The sequence below is a fragment of the Vreelandella hamiltonii genome, assembly GCF_014651795.1.
Lineage (GTDB): Bacteria > Pseudomonadota > Gammaproteobacteria > Pseudomonadales > Halomonadaceae > Vreelandella > Vreelandella hamiltonii.
In genome coordinates this window covers 526,324-551,086 of the sequence record NZ_BMXO01000001.1, presented here as the reverse complement: position 1 = coordinate 551,086, position 24,763 = coordinate 526,324, and the positions used below count along the sequence as shown (strand labels likewise).

At 61.0% G+C, this 24,763-nt stretch carries 22 protein-coding genes and 3 tRNA genes; 21 read left to right on the top strand and 4 right to left on the bottom strand.

Annotation, left to right across the window (positions count from 1 at the left end):
• The 7 genes from IE061_RS02710 (at position 1) to IE061_RS02680 (ending at position 5,596) form a co-directional block, all read left to right on the top strand.
• Entirely contained in the window at positions 1–474 is a 474-nt protein-coding gene (locus tag IE061_RS02710) for a regulatory protein RecX (RefSeq protein WP_193460896.1), read from the top strand.
• 288 nt (positions 475–762) lie between these two features.
• Complete coding sequence (alaS, locus tag IE061_RS02705; protein WP_193460895.1) at positions 763–3,375, top strand: alanine--tRNA ligase; 2,613 nt, start codon at positions 763–765, stop codon at positions 3,373–3,375.
• Between the two features lie 106 nt (positions 3,376–3,481).
• Entirely contained in the window at positions 3,482–4,732 is a 1,251-nt protein-coding gene (locus IE061_RS02700; RefSeq protein ID WP_193460894.1) for an aspartate kinase, read from the top strand.
• A 192-nt stretch (positions 4,733–4,924) separates the two neighbouring features.
• The gene (csrA, locus tag IE061_RS02695) at positions 4,925–5,113 is read left to right on the top strand and encodes a carbon storage regulator CsrA (RefSeq protein WP_193460893.1); all 189 of its coding nucleotides are present in this window, start codon (positions 4,925–4,927) and stop codon (positions 5,111–5,113) included.
• 125 nt (positions 5,114–5,238) lie between these two features.
• A tRNA-Ser gene (locus IE061_RS02690) sits at positions 5,239–5,331 on the top strand.
• A 44-nt stretch (positions 5,332–5,375) separates the two neighbouring features.
• Positions 5,376–5,452 (top strand) — tRNA-Arg (locus tag IE061_RS02685).
• Between the two features lie 67 nt (positions 5,453–5,519).
• A tRNA-Arg gene (locus tag IE061_RS02680) sits at positions 5,520–5,596 on the top strand.
• 195 nt (positions 5,597–5,791) lie between these two features.
• Here the strand turns inward: IE061_RS02680 and IE061_RS02675 are convergent.
• The gene (locus tag IE061_RS02675; protein ID WP_230478355.1) at positions 5,792–6,763 is read right to left on the bottom strand and encodes a tRNA dihydrouridine synthase; all 972 of its coding nucleotides are present in this window, start codon (positions 6,761–6,763) and stop codon (positions 5,792–5,794) included.
• A 127-nt stretch (positions 6,764–6,890) separates the two neighbouring features.
• Between IE061_RS02675 and IE061_RS02670 the strand changes: the two genes are divergently transcribed.
• The 3 genes from IE061_RS02670 to IE061_RS02660 all read left to right on the top strand — a co-directional run bounded on the left by IE061_RS02670 (position 6,891) and on the right by IE061_RS02660 (position 10,382).
• Positions 6,891–7,148 carry an OadG family protein gene (locus IE061_RS02670; protein WP_193460892.1) on the top strand — a complete coding sequence of 86 codons (258 nt, stop codon included), beginning with the start codon at positions 6,891–6,893 and terminating at the stop codon, positions 7,146–7,148.
• 92 nt (positions 7,149–7,240) lie between these two features.
• Positions 7,241–9,046, top strand: coding sequence for a sodium-extruding oxaloacetate decarboxylase subunit alpha (gene oadA / locus IE061_RS02665; protein WP_193460891.1), 1,806 nt, complete (start codon positions 7,241–7,243; stop codon positions 9,044–9,046).
• A 13-nt stretch (positions 9,047–9,059) separates the two neighbouring features.
• Entirely contained in the window at positions 9,060–10,382 is a 1,323-nt protein-coding gene (locus tag IE061_RS02660; protein ID WP_193460890.1) for a sodium ion-translocating decarboxylase subunit beta, read from the top strand.
• 89 nt (positions 10,383–10,471) lie between these two features.
• Here the strand turns inward: IE061_RS02660 and IE061_RS02655 are convergent, their stop codons facing one another.
• Positions 10,472–11,089: an IMPACT family protein gene (locus tag IE061_RS02655; RefSeq protein WP_144982184.1), complete on the bottom strand. Its 618-nt coding sequence runs from the start codon at positions 11,087–11,089 to the stop codon at positions 10,472–10,474.
• A gap of 29 nt (positions 11,090–11,118) precedes the next feature.
• Positions 11,119–11,538 carry a S24 family peptidase gene (locus tag IE061_RS02650; protein ID WP_230478354.1) on the bottom strand — a complete coding sequence of 140 codons (420 nt, stop codon included), beginning with the start codon at positions 11,536–11,538 and terminating at the stop codon, positions 11,119–11,121.
• Between the two features lie 260 nt (positions 11,539–11,798).
• Here IE061_RS02650 and ccmA point away from each other — a divergent pair, with 260 nt between their 5' ends.
• Genes ccmA through smc form a run of 10 tightly spaced genes read left to right on the top strand, consistent with a single transcriptional unit; the run spans position 11,799 to position 22,515 of the window.
• Entirely contained in the window at positions 11,799–12,419 is a 621-nt protein-coding gene (gene ccmA, locus IE061_RS02645) for a cytochrome c biogenesis heme-transporting ATPase CcmA (protein ID WP_193460889.1), read from the top strand.
• A gap of 46 nt (positions 12,420–12,465) precedes the next feature.
• Positions 12,466–13,182, top strand: coding sequence for a heme exporter protein CcmB (ccmB, locus tag IE061_RS02640; RefSeq protein WP_193460989.1), 717 nt, complete (start codon positions 12,466–12,468; stop codon positions 13,180–13,182).
• Between the two features lie 14 nt (positions 13,183–13,196).
• Entirely contained in the window at positions 13,197–13,940 is a 744-nt protein-coding gene (locus IE061_RS02635; RefSeq protein WP_193460888.1) for a heme ABC transporter permease, read from the top strand.
• A complete protein-coding gene (ccmD, locus tag IE061_RS02630) occupies positions 13,937–14,191 on the top strand; it encodes a heme exporter protein CcmD (RefSeq protein ID WP_189462785.1) in 255 nt (84 codons plus the stop codon). The genes IE061_RS02635 and ccmD overlap by 4 nt, the downstream gene beginning before the upstream one ends.
• Entirely contained in the window at positions 14,181–14,690 is a 510-nt protein-coding gene (ccmE, locus tag IE061_RS02625) for a cytochrome c maturation protein CcmE (protein ID WP_039180034.1), read from the top strand. Before ccmD ends, ccmE begins: the two co-directional genes overlap by 11 nt.
• 58 nt (positions 14,691–14,748) lie before the next feature.
• Positions 14,749–16,755: a heme lyase CcmF/NrfE family subunit gene (locus tag IE061_RS02620; protein WP_189462787.1), complete on the top strand. Its 2,007-nt coding sequence runs from the start codon at positions 14,749–14,751 to the stop codon at positions 16,753–16,755.
• Positions 16,752–17,279, top strand: a complete 528-nt coding sequence (locus tag IE061_RS02615) for a DsbE family thiol:disulfide interchange protein (RefSeq protein WP_189462789.1) — start codon at positions 16,752–16,754, stop codon at positions 17,277–17,279. Before IE061_RS02620 ends, IE061_RS02615 begins: the two co-directional genes overlap by 4 nt.
• On the top strand, positions 17,270–17,740 hold the full coding sequence (locus IE061_RS02610; protein WP_026001813.1) for a cytochrome c-type biogenesis protein: 471 nt from the start codon (positions 17,270–17,272) through the stop codon (positions 17,738–17,740). Before IE061_RS02615 ends, IE061_RS02610 begins: the two co-directional genes overlap by 10 nt.
• A complete protein-coding gene (ccmI, locus tag IE061_RS02605; protein WP_193460887.1) occupies positions 17,737–18,984 on the top strand; it encodes a c-type cytochrome biogenesis protein CcmI in 1,248 nt (415 codons plus the stop codon). Before IE061_RS02610 ends, ccmI begins: the two co-directional genes overlap by 4 nt.
• A 33-nt stretch (positions 18,985–19,017) precedes the next feature.
• Entirely contained in the window at positions 19,018–22,515 is a 3,498-nt protein-coding gene (smc, locus tag IE061_RS02600) for a chromosome segregation protein SMC (protein WP_193460886.1), read from the top strand.
• Here the strand turns inward: smc and IE061_RS02595 are convergent.
• Positions 22,512–23,681 (bottom strand): mandelate racemase/muconate lactonizing enzyme family protein, encoded by a 1,170-nt coding sequence (locus IE061_RS02595; RefSeq protein ID WP_193460885.1) that lies wholly within the window; start codon positions 23,679–23,681, stop codon positions 22,512–22,514. The two genes, smc and IE061_RS02595, sit on opposite strands and share 4 nt — an antisense overlap.
• A gap of 102 nt (positions 23,682–23,783) precedes the next feature.
• Between IE061_RS02595 and IE061_RS02590 the strand changes: the two genes are divergently transcribed.
• Positions 23,784–24,692: a LysR family transcriptional regulator gene (locus tag IE061_RS02590; RefSeq protein WP_144982162.1), complete on the top strand. Its 909-nt coding sequence runs from the start codon at positions 23,784–23,786 to the stop codon at positions 24,690–24,692.
• Positions 24,693–24,763 lie beyond the last annotated feature (71 nt).

Here is a 24,763-nt window from a genome sequence, read left to right as displayed (position 1 = left end):
ATGTTTTCTGCTAAAGCCGATGCTTCGCCAAGAGAGTGGGCGATTCAGTGGCTGGCTCGGCGCGAGTACTCCCGCGCCGAGCTGGCCCGCAAGCTCGAGCAAAAGGCCTTCGAGGCTGACGAGATCAGCGCCTGCCTCGATGCGCTGGCCGAGCAGGCGCTGCAGTCGGACGAGCGTTTTGCCGAAAGCTTCATCCGCTCACGCATCGCTCGCGGACAGGGAGTGATTCGCATCAAGGGAGAGCTGCGCCAGCGCGGTGTCGATGCGCAAACCTTTGCCGCTGCGCTGGTGGCGGTGGAAGCGCGCGAAGCCGTGGACTGGTTCGAGCTGGCCCGCCAAACGTTGGAGCGCCGCTTCAGCTCGCCGGGCGAGACGCCCAAGGAGCGCGCCAGGCGAGAACGTTTTCTGGCTGGGCGTGGCTTCGATTTTGAGCAAATCCGCTATGCCATCTCCTGTTTGTCGCCCTCTTCTTAACCCGTTCAGGGAGGGCATCTGCCTGCTCAGGATTGTTTATAAGCCCGCTCAGGGCTGTCTATAACCCCGCTCAGGGCTGTTTATAAGCCCGCTCAAGGCTGTTCACCACGCGGTTCCCGTCCTCTATTTATCGTGCCACCCGCCCTCTATTTATTGTGTCATTAGGGGCTCTGCCACTATCTGCGGCTTTAGTCGTTTGACAACTGCGTTATAATGGGCGTTTTGCGACCCCAGCGGGTAGCGGCGACAGCGCCCTGGGGCATCACGCTTTCTTGTCACGGATACCCTATGAAAAGCGCAGAACTCAGACAGGCCTTTCTCGATTATTTCGAACAGCAAGGGCATACCGTCGTACCCACCGGCTCACTTGTGCCGGGCAACGACGCGACGCTGCTCTTCACCAATGCGGGCATGGTGCCCTTCAAGGACGTTTTTCTAGGCCGAGATCCGCGTCCCTACGTTCGTGCGGCATCTGCGCAGCGCTGCGTGCGTGCTGGCGGCAAGCACAACGACCTGGATAACGTTGGCTACACCGCGCGCCACCACACCTTCTTCGAAATGCTCGGCAATTTCAGCTTTGGCGACTATTTCAAGCGTGATGCCATTCGCTTTGCCTGGACGTTCCTGACCGAGCGTCTGGGGCTGCCTGCCGAAAAACTATGGGTCACGGTGTTCACCGAAGATGAGGAGGCCTACGCCATCTGGGCCGATGAGATTGGCGTGCCGCATGATCGCATTGCGCGCATTGGTGCCAAGGACAACTTCTGGCAGATGGGTGACACCGGCCCCTGTGGCCCGTGTTCCGAGATATTCTTCGATCACGGCCCGGAAGTCTGGGGTGGCCCGCCCGGAACGCCTGAGGAAGACGGTGACCGTTTCATCGAAATCTGGAACCTGGTCTTCATGCAGTACGACCGTTCAGCGGATGGCACGCTGCACCCGCTGCCCAAACCGTCGATCGATACCGGCATGGGGCTGGAGCGCGTGGCGGCGGTGATGCAGGGCGTACACTCCAACTACGAGATCGACCTGTTCCAGAACCTGCTGCAAGCCGCGGCCAAGGCCACCGGGCATCAGGATACGACGACGCCCTCGCTGCGCGTGATTGCCGACCATATTCGCTCCTGCGCCTTCCTGATTGCCGACGGTGTCTTGCCTTCCAACGAAGGGCGCGGCTACGTACTGCGTCGTATCATCCGTCGCGCCATTCGTCATGGCCACAAGTTGGGTGCGGCCGAGCCGTTCTTCCACAAGCTGGTGAGCGCGCTGGATGCCGAAATGGGCGATGCCTACCCCGAGCTGCGCGAGGCCAGCGAGCAGATTGCCCGCGTGCTGCTGAAAGAGGAGGAGCAGTTCGCCCGTACGCTAGATCACGGCATGGGGCTGCTGAATGCTGCGCTGGAAGAGCTGCAAGGCGACGTGCTGCCCGGTGAGACCGTGTTCAAGCTGTACGATACCTACGGTTTCCCCTTCGATTTGACCGCCGACGTATGTCGCGAGCGGGAAGTCACCCTGGATGAAGAGGGCTTCCAGCGTGAGCTGGAAGCGCAGCGTGAACGCGCGCGTGCCGCCAGCCAGTTTGGCGCGGATTACACGGCCTCTATCGAACTGGACGGCGAAACCCAGTTTACCGGCTACGAGCGGCTGGAAGACCAAGCCACCGTGACCGCCATAGTGGACAGCGAAGGCAATGCGCTGGCGGCTCTGGAAGCGGGCCAGAAGGGCACCGTGGTGCTGGACCGCACGCCATTCTACGGCGAGTCCGGCGGCCAGGTGGGCGACACAGGCTACCTGCACGTCGATGGTGGCCGCTTCCAGGTCACCGATACTCAGAAGCAGCGCGGCCACCACCTGCATCAGGGTGTGATGGTGGAAGGCTCGCTGAGCGTGGGTGCCAGCGTGCGCGGCGAGGTGGATGCCAGCCTGCGTACTGCCACGCTGCGCAACCACTCGGCGACCCACCTGCTGCACGAAGCACTGCGCATGGTGCTGGGGGATCACGTTCAGCAGAAGGGCTCGCTGGTCAACGCCGAGCGCCTGCGCTTCGACTTCAGCCACTTCGAACCGATGACCGCTGAACAGATTGCCGAAGTGGAGCGCATCGTCAACGCCCAGATTCTGGCCAATGCGCCAACGAAAATCGAACAGATGAGCCTGGCTGAGGCCAAGGCCAAAGGCGCGGCGGCGCTGTTCGAAGCGAAATACGCCGATAACGTGCGCGTACTGACCATTGGTGCCGATGACTTCTCCATCGAACTGTGTGGCGGTACTCACGTGAGCCGCAGTGGCGACATCGGCTGCTGCCACGTGATCAGTGAAGTGGGCATCGCTTCTGGCGTGCGCCGTATCGAAGCGATTACCGGGGAAAACGCGCTAGCCTATTTCCGCGAGCAGGAGGCCCGCGTACAGCGCTTGGGCGAGCGTCTGAAAACCAAGCCCGAGCAGGTGGAAGCACGCGTGGAATCGCTGGTCGAGCGCAACCGCAGCCTGGAGAAAGAGCTGGAGCAACTGAAGGCCAAGCTGGCCAGCGCGGCAGGCAGCGACATGCTCAGCCAGGTTCAGGAAGTGGCTGGCGTGAAGCTGCTGGTCACTCAGCTCGAAGGCGTCTCTGGCAAGGACTTGCGCGGCGTGCTGGATCAGCTCAAGAACAAGCTGGGCTCGGGCGTCATCATGTTGGGCGTGGCCGATGCCGATGCTGGCAAGGTCAGTCTGATTGCAGGTGTCACGGCTGATCTGACCGGTCGTGTGAAGGCTGGCGAGCTGGTCAACCATGTGGCGTCGCAGGTTGGCGGCAAAGGCGGCGGTCGCGCCGACATGGCTCAGGCGGGCGGTAGCCAGCCCGATGCGCTGCCCGGGGCGTTGAATAGCGTTCCGGCTTGGTTGGAAAACACACTTAGCTAAATGAGAGGGCCGGTGGCATCATTTGCTATCGGCCTTTTTGTACGTCAGGAAAATTGGCAATAACAACATTCACCCTCCATTCCCGAACGTAAAGGAAGAACGGCATATGGCACTATACGTACAGAAGTTCGGCGGCACTTCGGTGGGCTCTGTCGACCGTATCAAAGCCGTGGCGGAAAAGGTCAAAGGCTTTCGTGATCAGGGGCACCAGGTCGTCGTCGTCGTCTCTGCGATGAGTGGCGAAACCAACCGCCTGACCGATATGGCGCATGCCCTGAACGAAGATCCCGCCCCGCGTGAAATGGATATGCTGCTCTCGACAGGCGAGCAGGTCACCATCTCTCTGCTGGCTATGGCGCTGCAGCACATTGGCGTCTCGGCAACCTCGCACACCGGCGCACAGGTAGGCATTCATACCGATAGCGCGTATACCAAAGCGCGTATCCAGCGTATCGAAACCGACGATCTGAAAGCCGATCTGGACGCTGGCAAGGTCGTGGTGGTCGCCGGTTTCCAGGGGGTGGACGAAAACGGCAACATCACCACGCTGGGGCGTGGCGGCTCGGACACCACTGGCGTGGCGCTGGCAGCGGCCCTGGGGGCTGATGAGTGCCAGATCTATACCGATGTGGACGGTGTTTACACCACCGACCCGCGTGTCTGCTCCAAGGCTCAGCGCCTGGAGAGCATCACGGTAGAGGAAATGCTGGAACTGGCCAGCCTGGGCTCCAAAGTGCTGCAGATTCGCGCGGTGGAATTCGCTGGCAAGTACAACGTACCGCTGCGGGTTCTGTCGAGCTTTGAAGATGGCCCTGGCACCCTGATTGTTGCAGACTCTGACCAAGACGAGGACTCTATGGAAGAACCGCTAATCTCCGGTATCGCGTTTACCAAGAACGAAGCCAAGCTGACGCTGCTGAATACCCCCGATGTGCCCGGCGTTGCCTCGCGTATTTTAGGTCCGATTGCCGACGCCAACATTGAAGTGGACATGATTGTCCAAAATGTAGCACCGGCAGGTGATTACACCGATTTCACCTTCACGGTGGCAAAAGGTGACTACAAGGCCACCAAGAAGCTGCTGGAAGAGACCGTCATTCCCGATCTGGGCGGCGGTGAACTGCGCGGCGACGACAACATTGCCAAGGTGTCGCTGGTAGGCGTAGGTATGCGCTCGCATGCTGGCGTGGCATCGAAAATGTTCCGCGTGCTGGCCGAAGAGAACGTGAATATTCGCATGGTATCGACGTCTGAGATCAAGATTTCCGTGGTGATCGACGAAAAACACATGGAACTTGCGGTCAATGCCTTGCACAAGGCATTCGGCTTGGACAAGGCCGATATCGAATCTGAATAACAATTGTCCCTCAAACCTTCTACGCTGAAGGTACTCGCTACCGAGTGGTGGTGGGCTTCCATTCAACGGGAGGTTAAGGTGTCATAGGGTTAAAGCCATTGGTAGCAGGGGTCACCATGCCGCATAATGGCGTGGTGACGCTACCGGCGGACACATCCCGTTGTATAAAAACGTCTGAGAAGGAGATCAGCCATGCTCATCCTAACCCGCCGCGTTGGCGAAACGCTGATGATCGGTGATGAAATCACCGTCACAGTGTTAGGTGTGAAAGGTAATCAAGTGCGCATTGGTGTGAACGCACCAAAAGATGTTGCGGTACACCGTGAAGAGACCTATCAGCGCATTCAGCGTGAACGCAATAGCGAAAGCGAAGCGGAATAAATGGCCGCCAGTGTTGCGTTCAAAAAGGGTGCTGTAGCGGTAACTATCAGGGCGGCGTGAAAAAAAATCGGCACAGGGGTGGACACCAGCCCTCATAATCGGTAACATTCGCGCCGTGCTGTTGAGGAGAGGTGGCCGAGTGGCTGAAGGCGCTCCCCTGCTAAGGGAGTATAGGGTTTATAGCCCTATCGAGGGTTCGAATCCCTCTCTCTCCGCCAGCCGCACCATGTAGCATTGTTTGATACGTAGCATCGTTCGATACGCGCCCGTAGCTCAGCTGGATAGAGTACCTGACTACGAATCAGGTGGTCGGAGGTTCGAATCCTCCCGGGCGCGCCAAGTTGCAAACGTAAGGTTTTGATGTTACAGTAGTTTCATTGCTTTTCGATAAAAGCATGACTGTCAAGCGCCCGTAGCTCAGCTGGATAGAGTACCTGACTACGAATCAGGTGGTCGGAGGTTCGAATCCTCCCGGGCGCGCCAGATTCCAAAACCCGCTCTCTTATCAGAGGGCGGGTTTTCTGTTTCTAGCCTGATCGACGTGGCTCGCGCGTTGATCTTGCGATCGTGTAAAGCGCCCCCGCATCTTGCGGAAGGGCGCTTTTTTTTTGCTCGGTAGTTTATGGTTCGATAGCTTCTGGTTCGTAAGCGTTGGGTTCTGTGCCAGAGGGCGAAGCGTTACGGCACCAGGCTGTCGAGCAGTATGTCCAGGTCCGTGACCCGCTTCAGGCGCTGAAAGTGCTGCTCGGCTTCGGCATTGCCTTGGCGCATTTGTGCCAGCCACTGTTTCACCAGAGAAACCACGACGCGATCCGGTAGCTGCTGACGCTGATGCTCGGCGTACTCTTGTAGCACGCTGGCGCGCATTGCCCAGGTGGTTTCTGGCAGCCGCTCGCCGGTTTCCTGCCAGTGGCGAATGCGGGGTGCCAGCCAAGGGTCTGCCAGGGCGCTGCGGCCCAGCATGACGTCACGGCAGCCCGACAGCGTGCGCGCCTTCCAGTAGTCCTCCAGCGTCCATATATCGCCATTGGCCACCACGGGGATGTCCACGTGGTGACGAACCCTGCCGATCCACTCCCAGTGCGCGGGCGGGCGGTAGCCCTCATCCCGGGTTCGGCCATGTACCACCAGCCGCGCGGCGCCGCCTGCCTGGGTCGCCTGGGCGCAGGTTACCGCCAAGCGTCGATTGGCGAAGCCCAGGCGTATCTTGGCGGTTACCGGGATCTCGCCTGCCAAGGCGTCGGCCACCGCCCTGACGGCCTGATAGACCCGTTCGGGCTGGCGCAGCAGAGAGGCCCCGCCGTCGTGACGATTGACCAGCTTGGCTGGGCAGCCAAAGTTGAGGTCGACGCTGATGGCGCCCAGTGCAAGCGCCTGACGGGCATTCTTGGCCAGCGCGCTGGGGTCGGAGCCGAGTAGCTGCAGGTGTACCGGGATGCCGCTGGGAGTAGCCACAGGGCGCTGTTGGAGCTCAGGGCAGTGCTTGTAAAATACCCTGGGGGGAAGGCGTGTATCCACCACCCGCACGAACTCTGTCACCGTCCAGTCGAAACCGGGCTGGCGGGTCAGCAGGTCGCGGGTGAGTGCGTCGATGACCCCTTCCATTGGCGCAAGGCCGATCTTGCCTTTATGTAGTAAATTAACAACCATGACTTCCACTATGGCGCGATTGCATTCTATGCTGGATGTGGCAGGTTAGTGTATTACCCTTACTCCGCCAAGCGCCGCTGGAGGCGTTTGGCGTGCCAATAACCCTATAAAACAAGGAGAGCACGCTATGCAGGGGTCGGAGTTACTCCAAGAGGGGCTCGCTCTAATGGGCCTTGGTATGGTCTTTGTTTTTGTTTTTCTTACTATTTTGGTCATTAGCGTTACGCTGATGTCGAAGTTGATTGACCGCTTTCAGCCTGCTCCCGTGGCAGCGCCAGCGGGTCGAAATAGTGCAAAAACACCCGCCAGTAACGGCCAAAATGACGAAGTTGCCGCGGTGATCAGTGCTGCAGTGCATCGTTACCGCTCGTCCCGCCGTCCGTAAGACGCACGCTTTTGTGTGCTTATTTCGCTCTGATGGCTATTTTTTTGTTAAATTTACTACAAATCCATAACGCTAAACTGTGAGCCACGACCATGAATGAAACAAAACGTCCTCTGGGAATCACTGATGTTGTCCTGCGCGATGCTCACCAATCGCTGTTTGCTACGCGCCTACGCTTGGATGACATGCTGCCCATCGCCGAAAAGCTGGATAAAGTCGGCTACTGGTCTCTGGAAACCTGGGGCGGTGCCACTTTCGATGCGTGTATCCGTTATTTAGGAGAGGACCCGTGGGAGCGTATTCGTGCCCTTAAAGAGGCGATGCCGAACACACCGCAGGCAATGCTGCTGCGCGGCCAAAACCTGCTGGGTTACCGCCACTACGCCGATGACGTAGTTGATAAATTCGTCGAGCGCGCTAAAACCAACGGCGTTGACGTGTTCCGCGTGTTTGACGCCATGAACGACCCGCGCAACCTGGAGCGCGCCATCAAAGCGGTTCGCCAAGTCGGTGGCCATGCACAGGGCACCATTTCCTACACGGTGAGTCCGGTACATACCCTGGATAGCTGGGTAGATCTTGCCAAAACCATTGCTGCAATGGGCGCAGATTCTCTGGCTATCAAGGATATGGCGGGATTGTTGACGCCTTACACGGCGTTCGACCTGGTGACGCGCCTGAAGAAAGAACTCTCCATTCCCGTCCACCTGCACTGCCACGCGACCACCGGGCTCTCGACGTCCACCATTTTGAAGGCCGTGGAGGCTGGCATCGATAACGTGGATACGGCCATCTCATCGATGTCGATGACCTATGGACACAGCCCCACCGAATCCGTGGTGGCGATGCTCAAGGACACGGACCGTGACACGGGGCTGGACCTGGAGCTGTTGGAAGACATCGCCGGTTATTTCCGTGAGGTACGCAAGAAGTATGCGGCGTTCGAGGGCTCGCTGCGGGGTATCGACTCACGCATTCTGGTGGCGCAAGTGCCGGGCGGCATGCTGACCAACATGGAGAGCCAGCTGAAAGAGCAGGGCGCTGGCGACAAGCTGGATGACGTGCTGAGCGAAATCCCCCGCGTACGCGAAGACCTCGGCTTTATTCCGTTGGTGACGCCCACCTCACAGATTGTGGGCACTCAGGCGGTCATGAACGTCATGATGGGCGAGCGCTACAAGTCGATCTCTAAAGAAGTGCAGGCGCTGCTGAAGGGTGAATACGGCTCTGCTCCGGCTCCTTTCAATGCCGAATTGCAAAAGCGTGTACTGGAAGGCGGCGAGCCGATTACTTGCCGCCCGGCAGATAACCTCTCTCCAGAAATGGACAAGCTCGCGGCCGAGCTGAAAGAGAAAGCCAGCGCCGATAGCATTCGCCTTGCCGAGGGCGAGCGGGAAGTGGATGACGTGCTGACCTATGCGCTGTTCCCGCAGATTGGCCTGAAATTCCTCAAAAACCGCGACAATAAAGACGCCTTTGAGCCTGCGCCCGAAGCGCCTCAAGCGGCTGCGCCTGCCAAAACAGAAACAGCATCTGCTATCGCGCCTACCTCCAGCGGTGGTCCGGAAACCTACACCGTGAAGCTCAACGGTAAGGCTTACGTGGTCGAGGTGTCGGAAGGTGGCGAGATTGGCGATATTCAGGAGCAGCCTGCTGCACAGTCTGAGGCCGCCGCCCCAGCGCCCAGCGGTGAAAGCATCGATGCGCCGCTGGCCGGTAACATCTTCAAGGTGAATGTACGCCCAGGCGACCAAGTGGCCGAAGGCGATGTGGTGATTATCCTGGAAGCCATGAAGATGGAAACCGAAGTGCGTGCCAGCAGTGCCGGTACGGTATCGAAAGTCAATGTCAGCGAAGGCGATAGCGTCGCTGTTGGCGATGCACTGATTGAGCTTTAAGGGCAACTCGGGAATGGATAAATTAATCACCTTATGGGAAGGCTCCGGGCTCTATAACCTGGAGCTTGGCCAGGCGGTCATGATTCTGGTAGGGCTGGGGCTTTTGTACCTGGCGATCTACAAGAAATTCGAGCCGCTGCTGCTGGTGCCGATTGGTTTCGGTGGCATCCTGGCCAATATTCCGGAAGCTGGGCTGGCCATTTCGGCGCTCGATCAGGCCATCGAGGTGGCCAAGCCTGCCGTGCTGCAACAGATGGCGGCTGCGCTGGGCGTTACCCTGGACCCTTTGGCGGGTGTCGAGGGATGGCGTGAGGTGCTGAAAGCTGTCGCTCACGATACGGCGGCCTACGATCAGCTACGTGTGGCCAAGGACATTGCTCTGGGCGCGGGCTACAGCGATGGCATGCTCTACAGCTTCTATCGTGTTGCCATTGCCTCGGGCATTGCACCACTGCTGATCTTCATGGGCGTAGGTGCGATGACCGACTTTGGTCCTCTGCTGGCCAACCCGCGTACGCTGTTTCTGGGGGCGGCCGCCCAGTTCGGGATTTTTGCCACGTTGTTTGGTGCAGTGCTGCTTACCTCTCTGGGCGTCATGGACTTTTCGCTCAATCAGGCGGCCGCCATCGGCATCATCGGTGGGGCGGACGGGCCTACGTCGATCTATGTGTCCAGCGTCCTGGCGCCAGAGTTGCTGGGGGCCATTGCCGTCGCGGCCTATGCCTACATGGCGTTGGTGCCACTCATTCAGCCGCCGATCATGCGGCTGTTGACCACCGAGAAAGAGCGCAAGATCACCATGACGCAGCTGCGTCCGGTCTCCAAGCTTGAGAAGGTGATCTTCCCGCTGATGCTGCTGATTGCCGTCGCGCTGTTCTTGCCGGATGCGGCGCCGCTGCTGGGCATGTTCTGCTTTGGCAACCTGATGCGTGAGTGTGGCGTGGTGGAGCGGCTGTCGGACACCGCGCAGAATGCGTTGATCAATATCGTGACCATCATTCTGGGCTTGTCCGTGGGCTCCAAGCTGATGGCCGACAGTTTCCTGACGTTCGAGACGTTAGGGATTCTGGGCCTGGGCATCGTTGCCTTTGGTATCGGGACGGCGGCGGGTGTATTGATGGCGAAGCTCATGAACATGGTCAGCAAGATGCCCATCAACCCGTTGATTGGCGCGGCTGGCGTCTCGGCGGTGCCGATGGCGGCGCGGGTTGCCAACAAGGTGGGGCTGGAGGCAAACCCGCATAACTTCCTGCTGATGCATGCCATGGGTCCGAACGTGGCCGGGGTGATCGGCTCGGCGGTGGCTGCCGGGGTCATGATCAAGTACCTGGGATAGAACTGGTACTTGGCGATAAAACTGGGCTGAGCCCGAGTCTGAGCCCTTTCACGGCTTGCCGAGCTTTCATCGGCAGGCCGTGAACTTACTTACAGCGCTTCGAACGCCACGGTCGTTTTCAGGCGATTCTCCAGGCTGCCGATATCCAGCGCTACATCGCTGGGCCAGCCGATGGTCAGGCACACGCCATGCCCATCGTATTCAGCCTGTTCCACAGGCAGTGCCTGCTCTTCACACCAGGCTCGGGCCTGCGCTTCATGGGCGAAGCCTACGCGTAACCGATAGCTGTCGCGTTCGATCACTTCCCGAGTGGGCAGGGTTTCCAGCCCTGCATTGACGGCCTGGGCGTAGGCTCTGGCCAGGCCGCCGGTGCCCAGCTTGGTGCCGCCAAAGTAGCGAATCACCACGCAGCCCACTTCTCCTAACTGGCTGCCTTGCAGCGCCTGGAACATGGGCCGTCCCGCCGTGCCACCCGGTTCGCCGTCATCCGAAAAGCCAATGCGGGTCTGCTCCCCTGGTGGGCCGGCGATAAAGGCGGTGCAGTGGTGGCTGGCATTGGGGTGGGCCAGTCTGGCGGCCTGCAGCAAGGCGTCGAAGGCGCTGGGGCTGGGGGCGTGGCATAGCCAGGTCAGAAACTGGCTTTTCTCTACCTCGGTCTCGGTGGAGTGCCACGCCTCGGGGGCAATGTCGGGAACGTGGTAACGCAAGCAGGACTCCTGGCCAACATAAGCGCGAATCAGTGGTGCCGAGTCTGCCGGGTGTGGTGCGCCACGCCCATGACCATGCCCAGCACCTGGATGTCGCCATTATGCAGGAATAGCGCGGGCACTGCTGTATCTTCGGGGCACAAGTGCACCCCCAGGCGGGTAATCGATAAATGGCTCAAGGGAAGCTGGCGATCGTTGATGGTCAGGGTCGCCGTTTCCTGCTGGGTGTCGTGCTGATGCCGGTGGATAATGACCAGATCACCGTCGAAGAGCTGGCTGGCCTGCAGGCGGTCGCCGCGAATGCGCAGGGCATAAGTGTTGTGCCGGGTCACTTGACCGTCCTGGTTTGCCTGGCGGGGGTGAGGGGCAAGGCGCTGGCGCACGTTGGACGGTGGCAGCGGTTGAGAAGGTACGTGAGACGTTACCTGAGGGGCGAGGCAGATCGTCATTGTGTGTTCTCCCATGCAGCGCCTGTGCCAAGGCGGTCGAGTGAGTGAATGGACAAACGGGATTTGATGGGTGTCTATTCATACAGTGGTTACAGTATAAGCCTGTTTTTGCATACAGTGCTAGTGCTGTTTGACGCGTCGCTTTTATGGCGAGAGCTTGAGCTGTGTCATGCTGCGACCCCTGGCCGCAGAGGGTGACTGGCGAGAAAGCGCCTTTCAGTGTAGAGTTCGACCCAAAATTAATGCGTCTGGAGAGTCTTTTGAGCCTGTGCCTGCAAGCCCGACAACTGGCCTGTGAACGCGATGATCGTTGGCTGTTTGAAGGACTTGACCTCGACATCAAGGGCGGCGAGATCGTCCGCATCGAAGGCCCCAACGGCAGTGGTAAAACCACGTTGTTGAAGATTCTCTCCGGCCAACTGACCGACTACCGTGGCGAGCTATTCTGGAACGGTGCCCCCATGCACCAGACCCGTGAACATTTTCTCGCAAACCTACTCTATCTAGGGCATGCCCCCGGCGTTAAAGCGGGTCTCACGCCGTTGGAAAATCTGGCGTGGTATCAAGCGCTCAATGGTGAAAAAGGCAGCGATAAACAGCGTGAACAAGCGCTGTCCGAGGTTGGTCTTGCGGGCTTTGAAGATGTCCCGGCAGGGCAGCTTTCCGCTGGTCAGCAGCGCCGTATTGCCCTGGCCAGGCTGACGCTGACGCCGCGCGCGCTATGGGTCCTGGATGAGCCTTTCACGGCGATTGACCGCCACGGTGTCATGGCGTTGGAAGCGCAGCTGGTCGCACATGCCCAGTCTGGCGGCTGTGTTCTGGTGACGACCCACCATGCACTGACCGAATCATCGGTGCTGAGACGTATTCAGCTGGGGTAAAAAGGAGTCAGCGTTGCAACGTTCACACGCCCTATCTTCACACGCCCTGTCGAGTGCTCCTGAGGTGGTCCTGCATACACCGCAGGGGGGGCTTGGAGTGGCCATTCATGCCACGCTCAAGCGCGACCTGACGCTGATGCTGCGGCGCAAGGGTGAGGTGCTCAATCCGCTGGTGTTTTTTGCACTGGTCATCACGCTGTTTCCCATTGGCATTTCGCCTGACCCTGCCTTGCTGGCCAGCATCGCGCCAGGACTGCTGTGGGTAGCGGCGCTGCTGGCGGCCCTGCTGTCGCTGGATAGCCTGTTTCGCAGCGATTACGAAGACGGCAGCCTGGAGCAGCTGCTGCTGGCCCCCCAGCCGCTGGCGGCGCTGGGGCTTGCCAAGGTGGCCGTGCACTGGCTGTTGACCGGGCTGCCGCTGGCGCTGATGGCGCCGGTGCTGGGCATCATGCTGTCGCTGCCAGCAGGCAGCTACGGGGTGCTGGCGCTGTCGTTGGCGCTGGGCACCGCGAGCCTGAGCCTGATAGGGGCCATTGGCGCAGCGCTGACCGTGGGGCTGGCCAAGGGCGGGGTACTGCTCTCCCTGCTGGTACTGCCGCTGTATATCCCGGTTCTGATTTTTGGGGCAGGCGCGGTGCAGGCCGCCATTCTGGGTGATGGGATGGCCGCTCACCTGGCCATACTGGGAGCGCTGCTGGCGGTGTCGCTCATGCTGGCACCCTGGGCGATTGCCGCGTCGCTACGCATCAGCATTAACGGTTAAAGGATGGGAAAACCATGTGGGGCTTTATAAACAAACTGCGATCTCCCAAGTGGTTTTATGCGATCAGTGCCAAGCTGCAACCCTGGTTCTGGGTGGCAGCCGCGCTGTTGCTGGCCGTGGGCACCGTATGGGGGCTGGTGTTCGCTCCCGCCGACTACCAGCAGGGCAACAGTTTTCGCATCATCTACGTGCATGTGCCTGCTGCGTTTCTGGCCCAGTCCATCTTTGTCTCCATGGCCATTTCCGGGCTGGTGTTCATGGTCTGGAAAATCAAGGTCGCCGACATGCTGGCCACCGTGATTGCCCCGCTGGGTGCCGCCATGACCTTCATCGCGCTGTTTTCGGGCGCCGTCTGGGGCGTGCCCACCTGGGGCACCTGGTGGATGTGGGATGCTCGGCTCACCTCGATGCTGATCCTGCTGTTCCTCTATCTGGGGGTCATCGCCCTGCGTGGCGCCTTCACCAGTCGTGACAGTGGGTCGCGGGCGGCTTCCGTGCTGGCCATGGTGGGCGTCATCAATATCCCGATCATCAAGTACTCCGTCGATTGGTGGTACACCCTGCACCAGCCGGCCACGTTCACCATCACCGGGCGCGTGGCCATGCCGATGGAAATGTGGGCGCCGCTGCTGATCATGGTGCTGGGCTTCTACAGCTTTTTTATTGCGCTTGCCTTGATGCGTACCCGCAGTGAAATTCTGCGCAGGGAAGCCAACAAGCGCTGGGTGCGTGAACTCGCCGAGGAGGTGGGCCAATGACCTTTGCCTCGCTAAACGAATTCTTTGCCATGGGCGGCCACGGTCTCTATGTATGGGCTGCCTGGGGCGTAACTGCGCTTCTGATGTTGGGGATCCTGCTGCACGCTCGCCTGGAGCGGCGGCAGTTGATCAAGGTCGTCAAACGCCGCATGCGTCGTGAAAAGGCGCAGCGCACGGCTTCCCCCTATAGCGCTACGCCTGCGCAGAACCCGGTTAACTCTGCTCAAGGGGATGTTCGCAATGACGCCTAAACGCAAGCAAAAGCTGTTTATCTTTCTGGGACTGGTCTCGCTGACCGCCATCGCCGTGGGGCTTACGCTGTATGCGCTGCGCGCCAACATCAATCTGTTCTTCAGCCCGGTACAGATCGCCCAGGGAGATGCTCCTCTGGATCGCCAGATTCGTGCCGGTGGCATGGTCAGAGAAGGCTCGGTACTGCGTGACCCCGACAGCCTCGACGTAGCGTTCACGGTGACCGACTACGTGGACGACGTCGAGGTCTACTACAGCGGCATCCTGCCCGACCTGTTCCGTGAAGGGCAGGGCGTGGTGGTGGTGGGCCAGCTGCAGGCCGATGGCCGACTCTACGCCGATAAAGTGCTGGCGCGTCACGACGAAAACTACATGCCGCCGGAAGTCGCCCAGGCACTGGAAGAGGCTGGCTACTCGCCCGCTGATTTCCAGGCCAAGGCCGCCGAAGTGGGTAAGCGCCTGGAGCAGCAGGGCGTTCCACAAGCAAGCGATTACTAACGGCTTACCCCTGCACCATTCGGTAATGCCTAATGCCTAATGCCAATGCGGAGCGCTCATGCTGATTAAAATGATTCCTGAAATTGGCCACTTTGCGCTGGTCATCGCGCTATTGATGGCGATCGTGCAGGCCGTGATGCCACTGCTGGGAGCCGCCACCCGCCGCCCCCTCTGGATGGCCTATGGCTACCCCATGGCAACCGGCCAGTTCCTGTTCGTGGCCATTGCCTACCTGTGCTTGACCACCAGCTACATGCTGGATGATTTCAGCGTGGCCAACGTGGCCAACAACTCCAACTCCCTGCTGCCCTGGTACTACAAGTTCAGCGCCGTCTGGGGCAACCATGAAGGTTCGGTCCTGCTCTGGAGCCTGATGCTGGCAGGCTGGGGCTATGCGGCCTCGGTGTTCTCCAAGGAGTTGCCTCGAGACATGGTGGCCCGGGTGCAGAGCGTCATGGGCATGGTGTGTGTCGGCTTCCTGCTGTTCATCCTGATGACCTCCAACCCTTTCGAGCGGCTGCTGCCCAACATGCCCGCCGACGGCGCTGACCTGAATCCGCTGCTGCAGGACTTCGGGCTGATCGTCCACCCGCCGATGCTCTACATGGGCTACGTGGGCTTCTCGGTGGTGTTTGCGTTTGCCATTGCGGCGCTGCTGGGTGGCCGCCTGGATGCTGCCTGGACCCGCTGGGCGCGCCCCTGGACCAACATTGCCTGGGCGTTTCTGACCGTGGGTATCGCGCTGGGTAGCTGGTGGGCCTACTACGAGCTTGGCTGGGGCGGCTGGTGGTTCTGGGACCCGGTGGAGAACGCTTCGCTGCTGCCTTGGCTGACGGGCACGGCGCTGGTGCACTCGCTGGCGGTGACCGAGAAGCGCGGCTCGTTCAAGAGCTGGACCGTACTGCTGGCCATCTCGACTTTCTCGCTCTCCTTGCTGGGTACGTTCCTGGTACGTTCGGGCGTGCTCACCTCGGTCCACGCGTTTGCCAACGACCCGTCCCGTGGCTTTTTCATCCTGATGCTGCTGGCCATCACGGTCACCCTGTCGCTGCTGGTATTTGCCCTGCGTGCTCCGCGGGTCAGCCACAAGGTGGGCTTCAACTGGCTCTCTCGTGACTCCTTGCTGCTGATCAACAATGTCCTGCTGGTCATCATGACCGTGACGGTACTGCTGGGCACCGTGTATCCGCTGATTCTGGATTCGCTGGGGCTGGGCAAGATCAGCGTCGGGCCTCCCTACTTCAATGCCCTGTTCGTTCCGCTGACCGTGGTGATGTGTATCTTCATGGGCCTTGGCCCGCTGGCCCGCTGGAAGAGCATGAGCGGCAAGGAACTGTGGCGCAAACTGTGGCTGGCGGGCGCTGCTTCGCTGGCGCTGGGCATCGCCATGCCGCTGGTGTATGGCCGTGAATGGAACCTGTGGGTAGCGCTGGGCATCATTTCGGCGCTGTGGATCGTGCTGCCCATGGTGCGCGACCTGTTCGACAAGACACGCCACGCCAGTTCGTTCGTGGCGGGCCTGCGCAAGCTGTCGCTCTCCTATTGGGGCATGGTGCTGGGCCACCTGGGCGTGGCGGTCACCATCGTGGGCGTGGCCGTGGTGTCGAACTACAACATCGAGCGTAACGTGCGCATGTCGCCGGGTACGACGGTGGAAGTTGCCGGATACCAGTTCACCATGACCGAACTGACCAATCGTCGTGGCCCCAACTTCCTGGCGGATACCTCGATCATTCAGGTTCAGCGCGGTGAAGAAGGACGCAGCTTCGTCATGCGACCGGAAAAACGCCTCTACCTGGCCACCGGCATGCCCATGACCCAGGTAGCGCTGCGCCCCGGTTTTTTCCGTGACCTCTACGTGGCCATGGGCGAAGACCTGGGCGATGGCAGCTACGCCATGCGCGTGCAATACAAGCCCTTCGTGCGTTGGCTATGGTTGGGTGGCCTGCTCATGGCCTTCGGCGGCATCTTGGCCGTAGCGGATAAGCGCTACCGCCGCGCAGCCGCGCGCCAACCTGCATCCTCACGTAGTGATCAATCTCCGTCACAGGAGGCCACGGTATGACACGCCGCCTGCTGCTGCTTCTTTTACCCATCGGTTTTGTGGGCATCGCGCTGTTTCTCTATCAAGGGTTGGGGCAGGACCCTTCCCAGCGGGATTCGGCCCTCATGGCGCGGGAGTTTCCCGAGTTTCAGGCCACTACCTTGCGTGACGCCGAACGCCAGGTAGACCAGTCGCTGCTCACCGGCGAAGTGACGCTGGTCAACGTCTGGGGCGAGTGGTGCCCGGCCTGCAAACAGGAGATGCCGCAGCTGCTGTCACTGGCGGATCAGGGTATCCGCATGGTGGGCATCAACTATCGGGATACCCGCGAGAAAGGCCTGGAGTTTTTGACCGAATTCGGCGACCCCTTCGAGATCAACATCTTTGACCCGGATGGCAGCCTCGGTTTCGACCTGGGCGTGTACGGCGCGCCGGAAACCTTTCTGGTGGATGCCGAGGGCGTGATTCGCTATCACCACAAGGGCTATGTCTCCCCGGAAGATGTCCGTGACCGTATCCTGCCGGAGGTAGAAAAATGGCGATAATTCGTTGGATAGTGACGGCCATGCTGCTGGCCACCGCCGGTAGCGTCATGGCCGGCGGAATCGAAGTGCGCGAGTTCGATGATCCGGTACTGGAAAAGCGCTACCGCGACCTGACCGCCTCCATGCGCTGCCCGCTGTGTGAAAACCAGGCCATCGACGACTCCGATGCGCCCATCTCGGCGGACATGCGCGAGCGCGTCTACGTGCTGCTGAACGAAGGCCAGGCCGATATCGAAATCATCAACCACATGGTGCAGCGTTTCGGCGATTACATTCTCTACAACCCGCGTCTGGAGAACCGCACCTATTTGCTGTGGGGGTTGCCCATCGTTCTGGTGGTGATTGGCCTGGTGGTCGTCATCATGGTGGTGCGTGCCCGCCGCAACGCCTCTGCCAAGGCCCTGAGCGCAGAAGAACGCGCCCGCCTGAATGCCCTGATTAACCGCGAGAGGTCGTCATGACACCGGTCTGGATTGCGATTGCTTTACTGCTGATACCTGCGCTGTGGCTGCTGGTGGCACCCATGCGCGGCGCTCGCACGCTGCGTGACCAGTTGGAAACCTTCGAGGCCAACGACACCACGGCCGAGCAGAACGTGGCGATTTTTCAGCGCCGTCTGGCCTCGCTGGAGGCCGCCCGGGATCGGGGAGACATCGACGACGCGCGCTATCAGGAAGATCGCCTGGAGCTGGAGCGTAGCCTGCTGGAAGACACCGTCGTCGAGACCCGTCGGCCGCTGAAGTCTGCCAGTGCTGGCCGCCTGATGGTGCCGCTGGTGATGGTGGCCGTGGTCGGTGCCAGCACGTTCTGGTACCAGCAGTATGGTGCCGAAGGCGACCTGACGCTGTACGCCATCCAGCAGGAAGTGCGTCAGCACCCTGACGGCTCGCTGAGCATGTTCACCGAGCGGATGGAAGCGGAAGCCGAGCGTCAGCCCAATAACCCCAACGTGTGGAGCGCGCTGTTTCCCATTTATCGCGACACCGGCCAGCCCGAAAAGGCCGAGGAAGCGCTGGAGCGTCTATTGGCCATCGAAGGGCGTATCCCGCCCCTGCTGGCGCAAATGGCACAGCTGCAGTTCTTCATGGCCGAGCGTCAGTTGACGCCGGAAGTACAGGCGCTGGTAGACGAGACGCTGGAGCTAGACCCGCGCCAGCCCACGGTACTCGGCCTGCTGGGCATTCACGCCTTCGATAGTGGCGATTACGAAACGGCCATCGACCGCTGGCGCCGGGCCGTGGCCAACATCGAAAATCCGGAAACGACGGCCTCCCTGCGCGACGGTATCCGTGTGGCTCAGGAGCGGATGGGTGTCGTACCGGAAAATGCTGATGCTGCGGCCGCACAAAGCCAGGGAATTCGGGTGAATGTTTCGCTGGACGCCGAGCTGGAAGGCAGCGTCAGTGACGACGCCACGGTGTTCATCACCGCCCGTGACATGGACGGTGAGCTACCGCCCCTGGCGGTGATTCGTGCCCAGGTTTCAGAGCTGCCGATGACGGTAGTGCTGGACGATGCGGCGGCGATGTCGGCGGATGCCCAGATCTCACAGGTGCGTGAAGCGCGCCTGATGGTGCGTGTGTCGCCTTCGGGTCAGGCCACGCCGCAACCCGGGGACCTGTTCGGTGACCTGGAGAGTGTCACGGTAGGCCCGATCACGGACGATGAAGCGGCCGAGGTGGTCATCAACCGCGTTTTTGAGTAACCTCCGCGACTTTCGCTGCAGGAAAGGATCACAATGCGCTTAACCTCCATTCGTCTTGTCGGGTTCAAGTCCTTTGTCGATCCGGTCACCGTACCCTTCGATGGCAACATGACCGCCATCGTGGGGCCCAACGGGTGCGGCAAGTCCAATATCATCGACGCCGTGCGCTGGGTCATGGGCGAGTCGTCTGCCAAGACCTTGCGCGGCGAATCCATGGCCGACGTGATCTTCAACGGCTCGACGGGGCGCAAGCCCGTCGGGCAGGCCTCTATCGAACTCAAGTTCGACAACCGCGACGGTGGCATGGGCGGTGTCTATGCCCAGTACGCTGAAATTGCCGTCAAGCGCCTGGTCACCCGAGACGGGCAGTCCAACTACTTCTTCAACGGCCAGAAGTGCCGCCGCCGGGACATCGCCGACCTGTTCATGGGTACCGGCCTTGGCCCGCGTTCGTATGCCATCATCGGCCAGGGCATGATTTCGCGGCTCATCGAAGCGCGCCCCGACGACCTGCGTGCCACCCTCGAAGAGGCCGCCGGTATCTCCAAGTACAAGGAGCGCCGCCGGGAAACCGAAAACCGCATGCGCCGCACCCAGGAGAACCTGGAGCGCCTGGACGACATCCGCGACGAGCTGGACAAGCAGCTGGAGCGCCTCAAACGCCAGGCCGAAGCTGCCAAACGCTACCAGGAGCTCAAACAGCAAGAGTACCGCTTAAAAGGCGAGTTGGCGCTGCTGCGCGGCCGCACCCTGCGGGCCGAACAGTCTCACCAAGAGAGCCGTGTCCGCGAGCTGGAAATTGCCGTCGAGAAAGACGTGTTTGGCGTGCGTCAGTGCGAAACCCGCCTGGAGCAAGCCCGCGAACAGCACGACGAGCTGGCCGACGTGCTGGACCGCCACCAGCAGCAGTTTTATGAAACCACCACGCGCATTGCCCGCTTAGAGCAGGACCAAGCCCACCGCCGCAGCCGCGAAGCGCAGCTGGCTAACGACATTGCCACCGCCCGACGGGATCTCGACGAGCAGCGCCAGGTCAGCGAGGGCGACCAAGAGCGGCTCGCGGTGATCGACGAGCGCTTTGAGGAGCTGCTGCCCGAGCACGAAGCGCTGGAAGAGCAGCTCGAAATGCTCGAACAGACCCTGGCCGACGCAACGCCAGCGCTGGAAGCCGCCGAACAGCAGTGGGCCGACGCCGAAAACCGCTGGCGCGAGGCTAGCCGCGATGCCGACCGTAGCCAAGACCAACTGCGTGATTTAGAGCAGCGTATTGCCCGCCTCCAGGCCGAAGGCCAGCGCCGCCACCAGCAGCGCGGTGAGCTGGCCGACATGGCCGCCTTGCGCCAGGAGCACGCCGAGCATCACGCTCGGTTGGCCGAAGCCGACCAGCGCGCCGCCACGTTCCAGAGCCAGCGCGAGCAGTGGCAGCAGCGCTTCAGCGATGCCAAGGCGGCTTATCAGCAGGCCCAGGAAGCGCGAGACCAGCAGCGTCAGGCGCTCAGCCAGCAGCAAGGCGAGCTGGCATCGCTGCAAGCATTGATCGATGCTGCCCTGGCGGACCACGACCCTCAGTCCAGCGAGGCGCTGGCAGCACATGGCTTGGCCGAGGCGCCGCGGCTGGGCGAGGCCATCGACGTGTCGGCGGGCTGGGAACGAGTGATTTCCTGGCTGTTGGCCCCCTGGCTCAACGCGCGGCTGGTGGCTACCCATCAGTTGCAGGCACTACCCGAGGCGTTGGCCACCGACTGGTGCCTGATCGACCAGGCGCTGCCCGCCGGGCTGCCCAATACTGGCCAGCGGCTGCACGCACTGGTCACCGGGGCGGGGGCCTTGAGCGAGTGGTTGGCGAGCATTCACTTCGTCGACAGCGCGGATGACATTGAGGCGCTGCTGCCCAGCCTGGCCAAGGGTGAAAGCGTGGTCAGCCGCGATGGTGTCTGGCGTGGGCGGGGGTGGCTGCATCAGCAGGCCAACGGCGAAGGCGTGGATGCCCTGCTGGTGACCCGCCGCCGCTTCACCGAGCTTGCCGAGCAGCGCGCCCAGGCCGAAGAGGCGCTGGCGCTGCTCGATGCGCAGTGCGATGCGGCCAGCGAGGCGCTGGACGCGCTGGAGGAGCAGCGTGAGCAGCAGGCCGAGCAGGAGCGTGATCACGCCAGTGCCCGCCAACAGCTGGCCATCCAGGAGCAGCGCCTGGCCCAGCGGCTGGAGCATCTGCAAGGCCGTGCCGCCGAGCTGGACGATGAGCTGGCCCAGCTGCAAGAGGATGAGGCGGAGTTAACGCTTACTTTGGAAGAGCAGCGCGCCCGCTGGCATACCGCCATGGAGCAGCTGGAAGCCGCCTCCGAAGCCCGAGAAACCAGCGCCGAGCAGCGCCATCAACAGCGTGAGCAGCGCGAGCGGCTCAATCAGCAGCACGCCCCGCTCAAGGCACGGCAACAGGCGCTGGCGCTGGAGCGGGAAAGGTTGAAGGCGGAGCGTGACAGCCTTCAAGCCCAGCAATCCCGCTCCAGCGATAGCGAGGCGCGGCTGACCCTGCGCATTGCCGAGCTGGAAGAGTCTCGGGAAATGCTGGTAGAGCCGGATGAACTCGCCAGCGAAGAGCTGGAAGAGCTGCTGCATCAGCGCGAGCAGCAGGAGCGCCGCCTGAACGAGACGCGCCAGCAGGCCCAGGCCCTGGCCGAGCAGCTGCGCAATGACGAGCTGGCCCGTCAACAGCACGAGCGCAATCTGGAGCAGAGTCGCGAACAGCTACAGCAGCGGCGCATGGATGTGCAAGCGCTGGCGCTCAAGGCGGCCACCCAGGACGAGCAGCTGGCGGAGCTGGGACACAATGCCGATGAACTGGCCGAAACGTTGCCCCAGGACGCCAGCGAACCCACCTGGCAGGAGCGGCTGGAGAATACCTCCGAGAAGATTCGTCGCCTGGGCGCCATCAACCTGGCGGCCATCGAAGAGTATGACCAGCAGGCGGAGCGGCGTAACTATCTGGAAGCTCAGCATGCAGAGCTCAGTGAAGCGCTGGAGACTCTGGAGCGCGCCATCAAGCGCATCGACCAGGAAACCCGGGTGCGCTTCAAGGAAACCTTCGAACAGGTCAATACCGGGCTGCAAACCCTGTTCCCCCGAGTGTTCGGTGGCGGGGCTGCCTGGCTGACCCTCACGGGAGACGACCTGCTGGAAACCGGTGTGGCGATCATGGCACGCCCGCCGGGCAAGAAGAACAGCACCATTCACCTGCTGTCCGGTGGCGAAAAAGCGCTCACGGCGCTGTCGCTGGTGTTTGCCATCTTCCAGCTCAACCCCGCGCCGTTCTGTATGCTCGACGAGGTGGACGCGCCGCTGGACGATGCCAACGTGGGGCGCTATGCCAAGCTGGTCAAGGAGATGTCGGAGAACGTCCAGTTCATCTACATCACCCACAACAAGATTGCCATGGAAGCCGCCGAGCGCCTGATGGGGGTGACCATGCAGGAGCCCGGCGTCTCGCGGCTGGTGTCGGTGGGCATCGACGAAGCCGCCGCGCTGGTGGATTAGCCTTCGCCCAGCTCTCGCATCACCGCGTACAGCGCCGATTTCGCTTCGAAGCCCACGCCGGGAATGTCCGGTAACCCCACGTAGCCATTCTCGACGCGAATGCCATCGGCAAAGCCACCGAAGGGCTGGAAAACATCCGGGTAGGACTCGTTGCCTCCCAGGTGCAGCCCCGCTGCGATATTCAGCGACATTTGGTGGCCACCATGAGGCACCACGCGGCGTGAGGACCAGCCAAGCTCATCCATGACTTGCAGCGTGCGCATGTACTCCACCAGGCCATAAGAAAGCGCGCAGTCGAACTGCACGAAATCTCGGTCTGGGCGCATGCCGCCATGACGGAGCAGGTTGCGCGCATCCTGATGGGAGAACAGGTTTTCGCCGGTGGCCATGGGCAGGCTGTAATGGTTGGCCAGTTCCGCCTGCAGCGCGTAATCCAGCGGGTCTCCGGCCTCTTCGTACCAGAACAGGCGGTAAGGCTTCATTGCCTCGGCGTAGGCAATGGCCGTTTGCTGGTCGAACCGCCCGTTGGCATCGACCGCCAAGCGGCTGCCATCGCCCACCACCTCCAGCACGGCCTCGATACGGCGCAGGTCTTCATCCAGAGAGGCCGCGCCAATTTTCATCTTCACTACCTCGTAACCGCGGTCCAGGTAGCTACGCATCTCATCCTGCAGCTTGGAATGGTCTTTGCCGGGGTAGTAATAGCCTCCTGCCGCATAGACCCACACCTTGTCGTCGGCCTGCCCGCCGCGATACCGGTCGGCCAGCAGGCGATACAGCGGCTTGCCCTCGATTTTCGCGACGGCATCCCAGATGGCCATGTCGATCGTGCCTACCGCCACGGAACGCTCGCCGTGACCGCCTGGCTTCTCGTTGGTCATCAAGGTTTTCCAGATCGCGAACGGGTCCAGGTTGTCGTTCGCATGGTCGATCAGGCTGTCCGGGTCGGCCTCCTTGATGCGATCCAGGAAACGGTCGCGCATCAGAGCACCCTGGCCATAGCGTCCGTTGGAGTTGAATCCGTAGCCAATCACAGGCTTACCGTCACGGATGACGTCGGTGACGACCGCCACCACCGAACAGGTCATCTTGGAAAAGTCGATGTACGCATTGGCGATGGGGGAGGCGATAGAGACGGTTTTCTCACGAATTTCCACAATACGCATGGCAGGCTCCTCAAACAGTGGTCGCATCACCATAGGGGGTGACAGTGGCGGCTGACTAATGCTATTAGTCAGCTACCCCATGCTGAAATGGCATTGCCCGCGATGGAACTGAACTGGTTGGAAGACTTCAATGCCCTGGCCGAACACGGCAGTTTCATCCGTGCCGCCCAGGCGCGACATGTGACGCAACCCGCGTTCAGCCGTCGAATCAGAGCGCTGGAGCAGTGGATGGGGGTGGCCCTTTTCGTGCGCACGCCCCAAGGCACCACGTTGACCGAGGCGGGCCAGCATATTCAGGCCAGTGTCATCGATGCCGCAGGGCGACTCTATCGTTTACGCAGTGAAGCTCAGGAAGTTGCCCAGCGCGCGACGGCGGCGCTCCAGTTTGCGGCCACTCATTCACTCTCGTTTACTTTCTTTCCGCGCTGGATACGCCAACAAGAGCAAAGTGCCGCGCTGCATGCCGTACAACTTCACTCCGATACCATGGCCAACTGCGAGCAGCTCTTACTGCGCGGAACGGCACAGTTTTTATTGAGCCATCGAGACCCCGCCGTCGACTCCCCTCTGGAAGCGGAACACTTCGAGAGTCTCACCGTCGGTCAGGATCGATTGATTCCTCTGGTGGGGCGCGAGCTGGGGCTTGGCGCGGCTTCCTCTTTTTTTCCTTATTTAGCGTACACTGACGCCTCGGGGCTAGGGCGCATCTTGCGCCATCGTCTGGGTCAGCGGCAGCCCGCGACACTCTCTTCCCAGGCCCATTTCAGCAGCCATCTGGCCGCCGTGCTGATGTCCATGGCCATCGAGAACAAGGGGTTGGCCTGGCTGCCTGAAAGTCTTTCCGAACAAGAAGTTGCGGAAGGGCGCCTGGTGCGCGCGCTGCCCCCGGAGTGGGACGTGCCGGTGGCCATACAGCTGACACGGCCGCGCCAGTTGGCCAGCCCTTTCGCCAGCGCGTTTTGGCAAACGCTGGTGGCTACTCAGAGAGGTCAGAAAGTGACCACTCGATAGCGGCACTTTGTGGGCTTGATAAGGTCTTTAGATTGGCCTAAAAAGCGTATATGCAAGTTTAAAAGTGCAAA

Bases quoted from the DNA above. Each gene is read 5' to 3' on its own strand.
- IE061_RS02710 (WP_193460896.1), top strand. From the start codon at position 1: ATGTTTTCTGCTAAAGCCGATGCTTCGCCAAGAGAGTGGGCGATTCAG.
- alaS (WP_193460895.1), top strand. From the start codon at position 763: ATGAAAAGCGCAGAACTCAGACAGGCCTTTCTCGATTATTTCGAACAG.
- IE061_RS02700 (WP_193460894.1), top strand. From the start codon at position 3,482: ATGGCACTATACGTACAGAAGTTCGGCGGCACTTCGGTGGGCTCTGTC.
- csrA (WP_193460893.1), top strand. From the start codon at position 4,925: ATGCTCATCCTAACCCGCCGCGTTGGCGAAACGCTGATGATCGGTGAT.
- IE061_RS02675 (WP_230478355.1), bottom strand. From the start codon at position 6,763: ATGGTTGTTAATTTACTACATAAAGGCAAGATCGGCCTTGCGCCAATG.
- IE061_RS02670 (WP_193460892.1), top strand. From the start codon at position 6,891: ATGCAGGGGTCGGAGTTACTCCAAGAGGGGCTCGCTCTAATGGGCCTT.
- oadA (WP_193460891.1), top strand. From the start codon at position 7,241: ATGAATGAAACAAAACGTCCTCTGGGAATCACTGATGTTGTCCTGCGC.
- IE061_RS02660 (WP_193460890.1), top strand. From the start codon at position 9,060: ATGGATAAATTAATCACCTTATGGGAAGGCTCCGGGCTCTATAACCTG.
- IE061_RS02650 (WP_230478354.1), bottom strand. From the start codon at position 11,538: ATGACGATCTGCCTCGCCCCTCAGGTAACGTCTCACGTACCTTCTCAA.
- IE061_RS02635 (WP_193460888.1), top strand. From the start codon at position 13,197: ATGTGGGGCTTTATAAACAAACTGCGATCTCCCAAGTGGTTTTATGCG.
- ccmD (WP_189462785.1), top strand. From the start codon at position 13,937: ATGACCTTTGCCTCGCTAAACGAATTCTTTGCCATGGGCGGCCACGGT.
- ccmE (WP_039180034.1), top strand. From the start codon at position 14,181: ATGACGCCTAAACGCAAGCAAAAGCTGTTTATCTTTCTGGGACTGGTC.
- IE061_RS02620 (WP_189462787.1), top strand. From the start codon at position 14,749: ATGCTGATTAAAATGATTCCTGAAATTGGCCACTTTGCGCTGGTCATC.
- IE061_RS02615 (WP_189462789.1), top strand. From the start codon at position 16,752: ATGACACGCCGCCTGCTGCTGCTTCTTTTACCCATCGGTTTTGTGGGC.
- IE061_RS02610 (WP_026001813.1), top strand. From the start codon at position 17,270: ATGGCGATAATTCGTTGGATAGTGACGGCCATGCTGCTGGCCACCGCC.
- ccmI (WP_193460887.1), top strand. From the start codon at position 17,737: ATGACACCGGTCTGGATTGCGATTGCTTTACTGCTGATACCTGCGCTG.
- smc (WP_193460886.1), top strand. From the start codon at position 19,018: ATGCGCTTAACCTCCATTCGTCTTGTCGGGTTCAAGTCCTTTGTCGAT.
- IE061_RS02595 (WP_193460885.1), bottom strand. From the start codon at position 23,681: ATGCGTATTGTGGAAATTCGTGAGAAAACCGTCTCTATCGCCTCCCCC.
- IE061_RS02590 (WP_144982162.1), top strand. From the start codon at position 23,784: ATGGAACTGAACTGGTTGGAAGACTTCAATGCCCTGGCCGAACACGGC.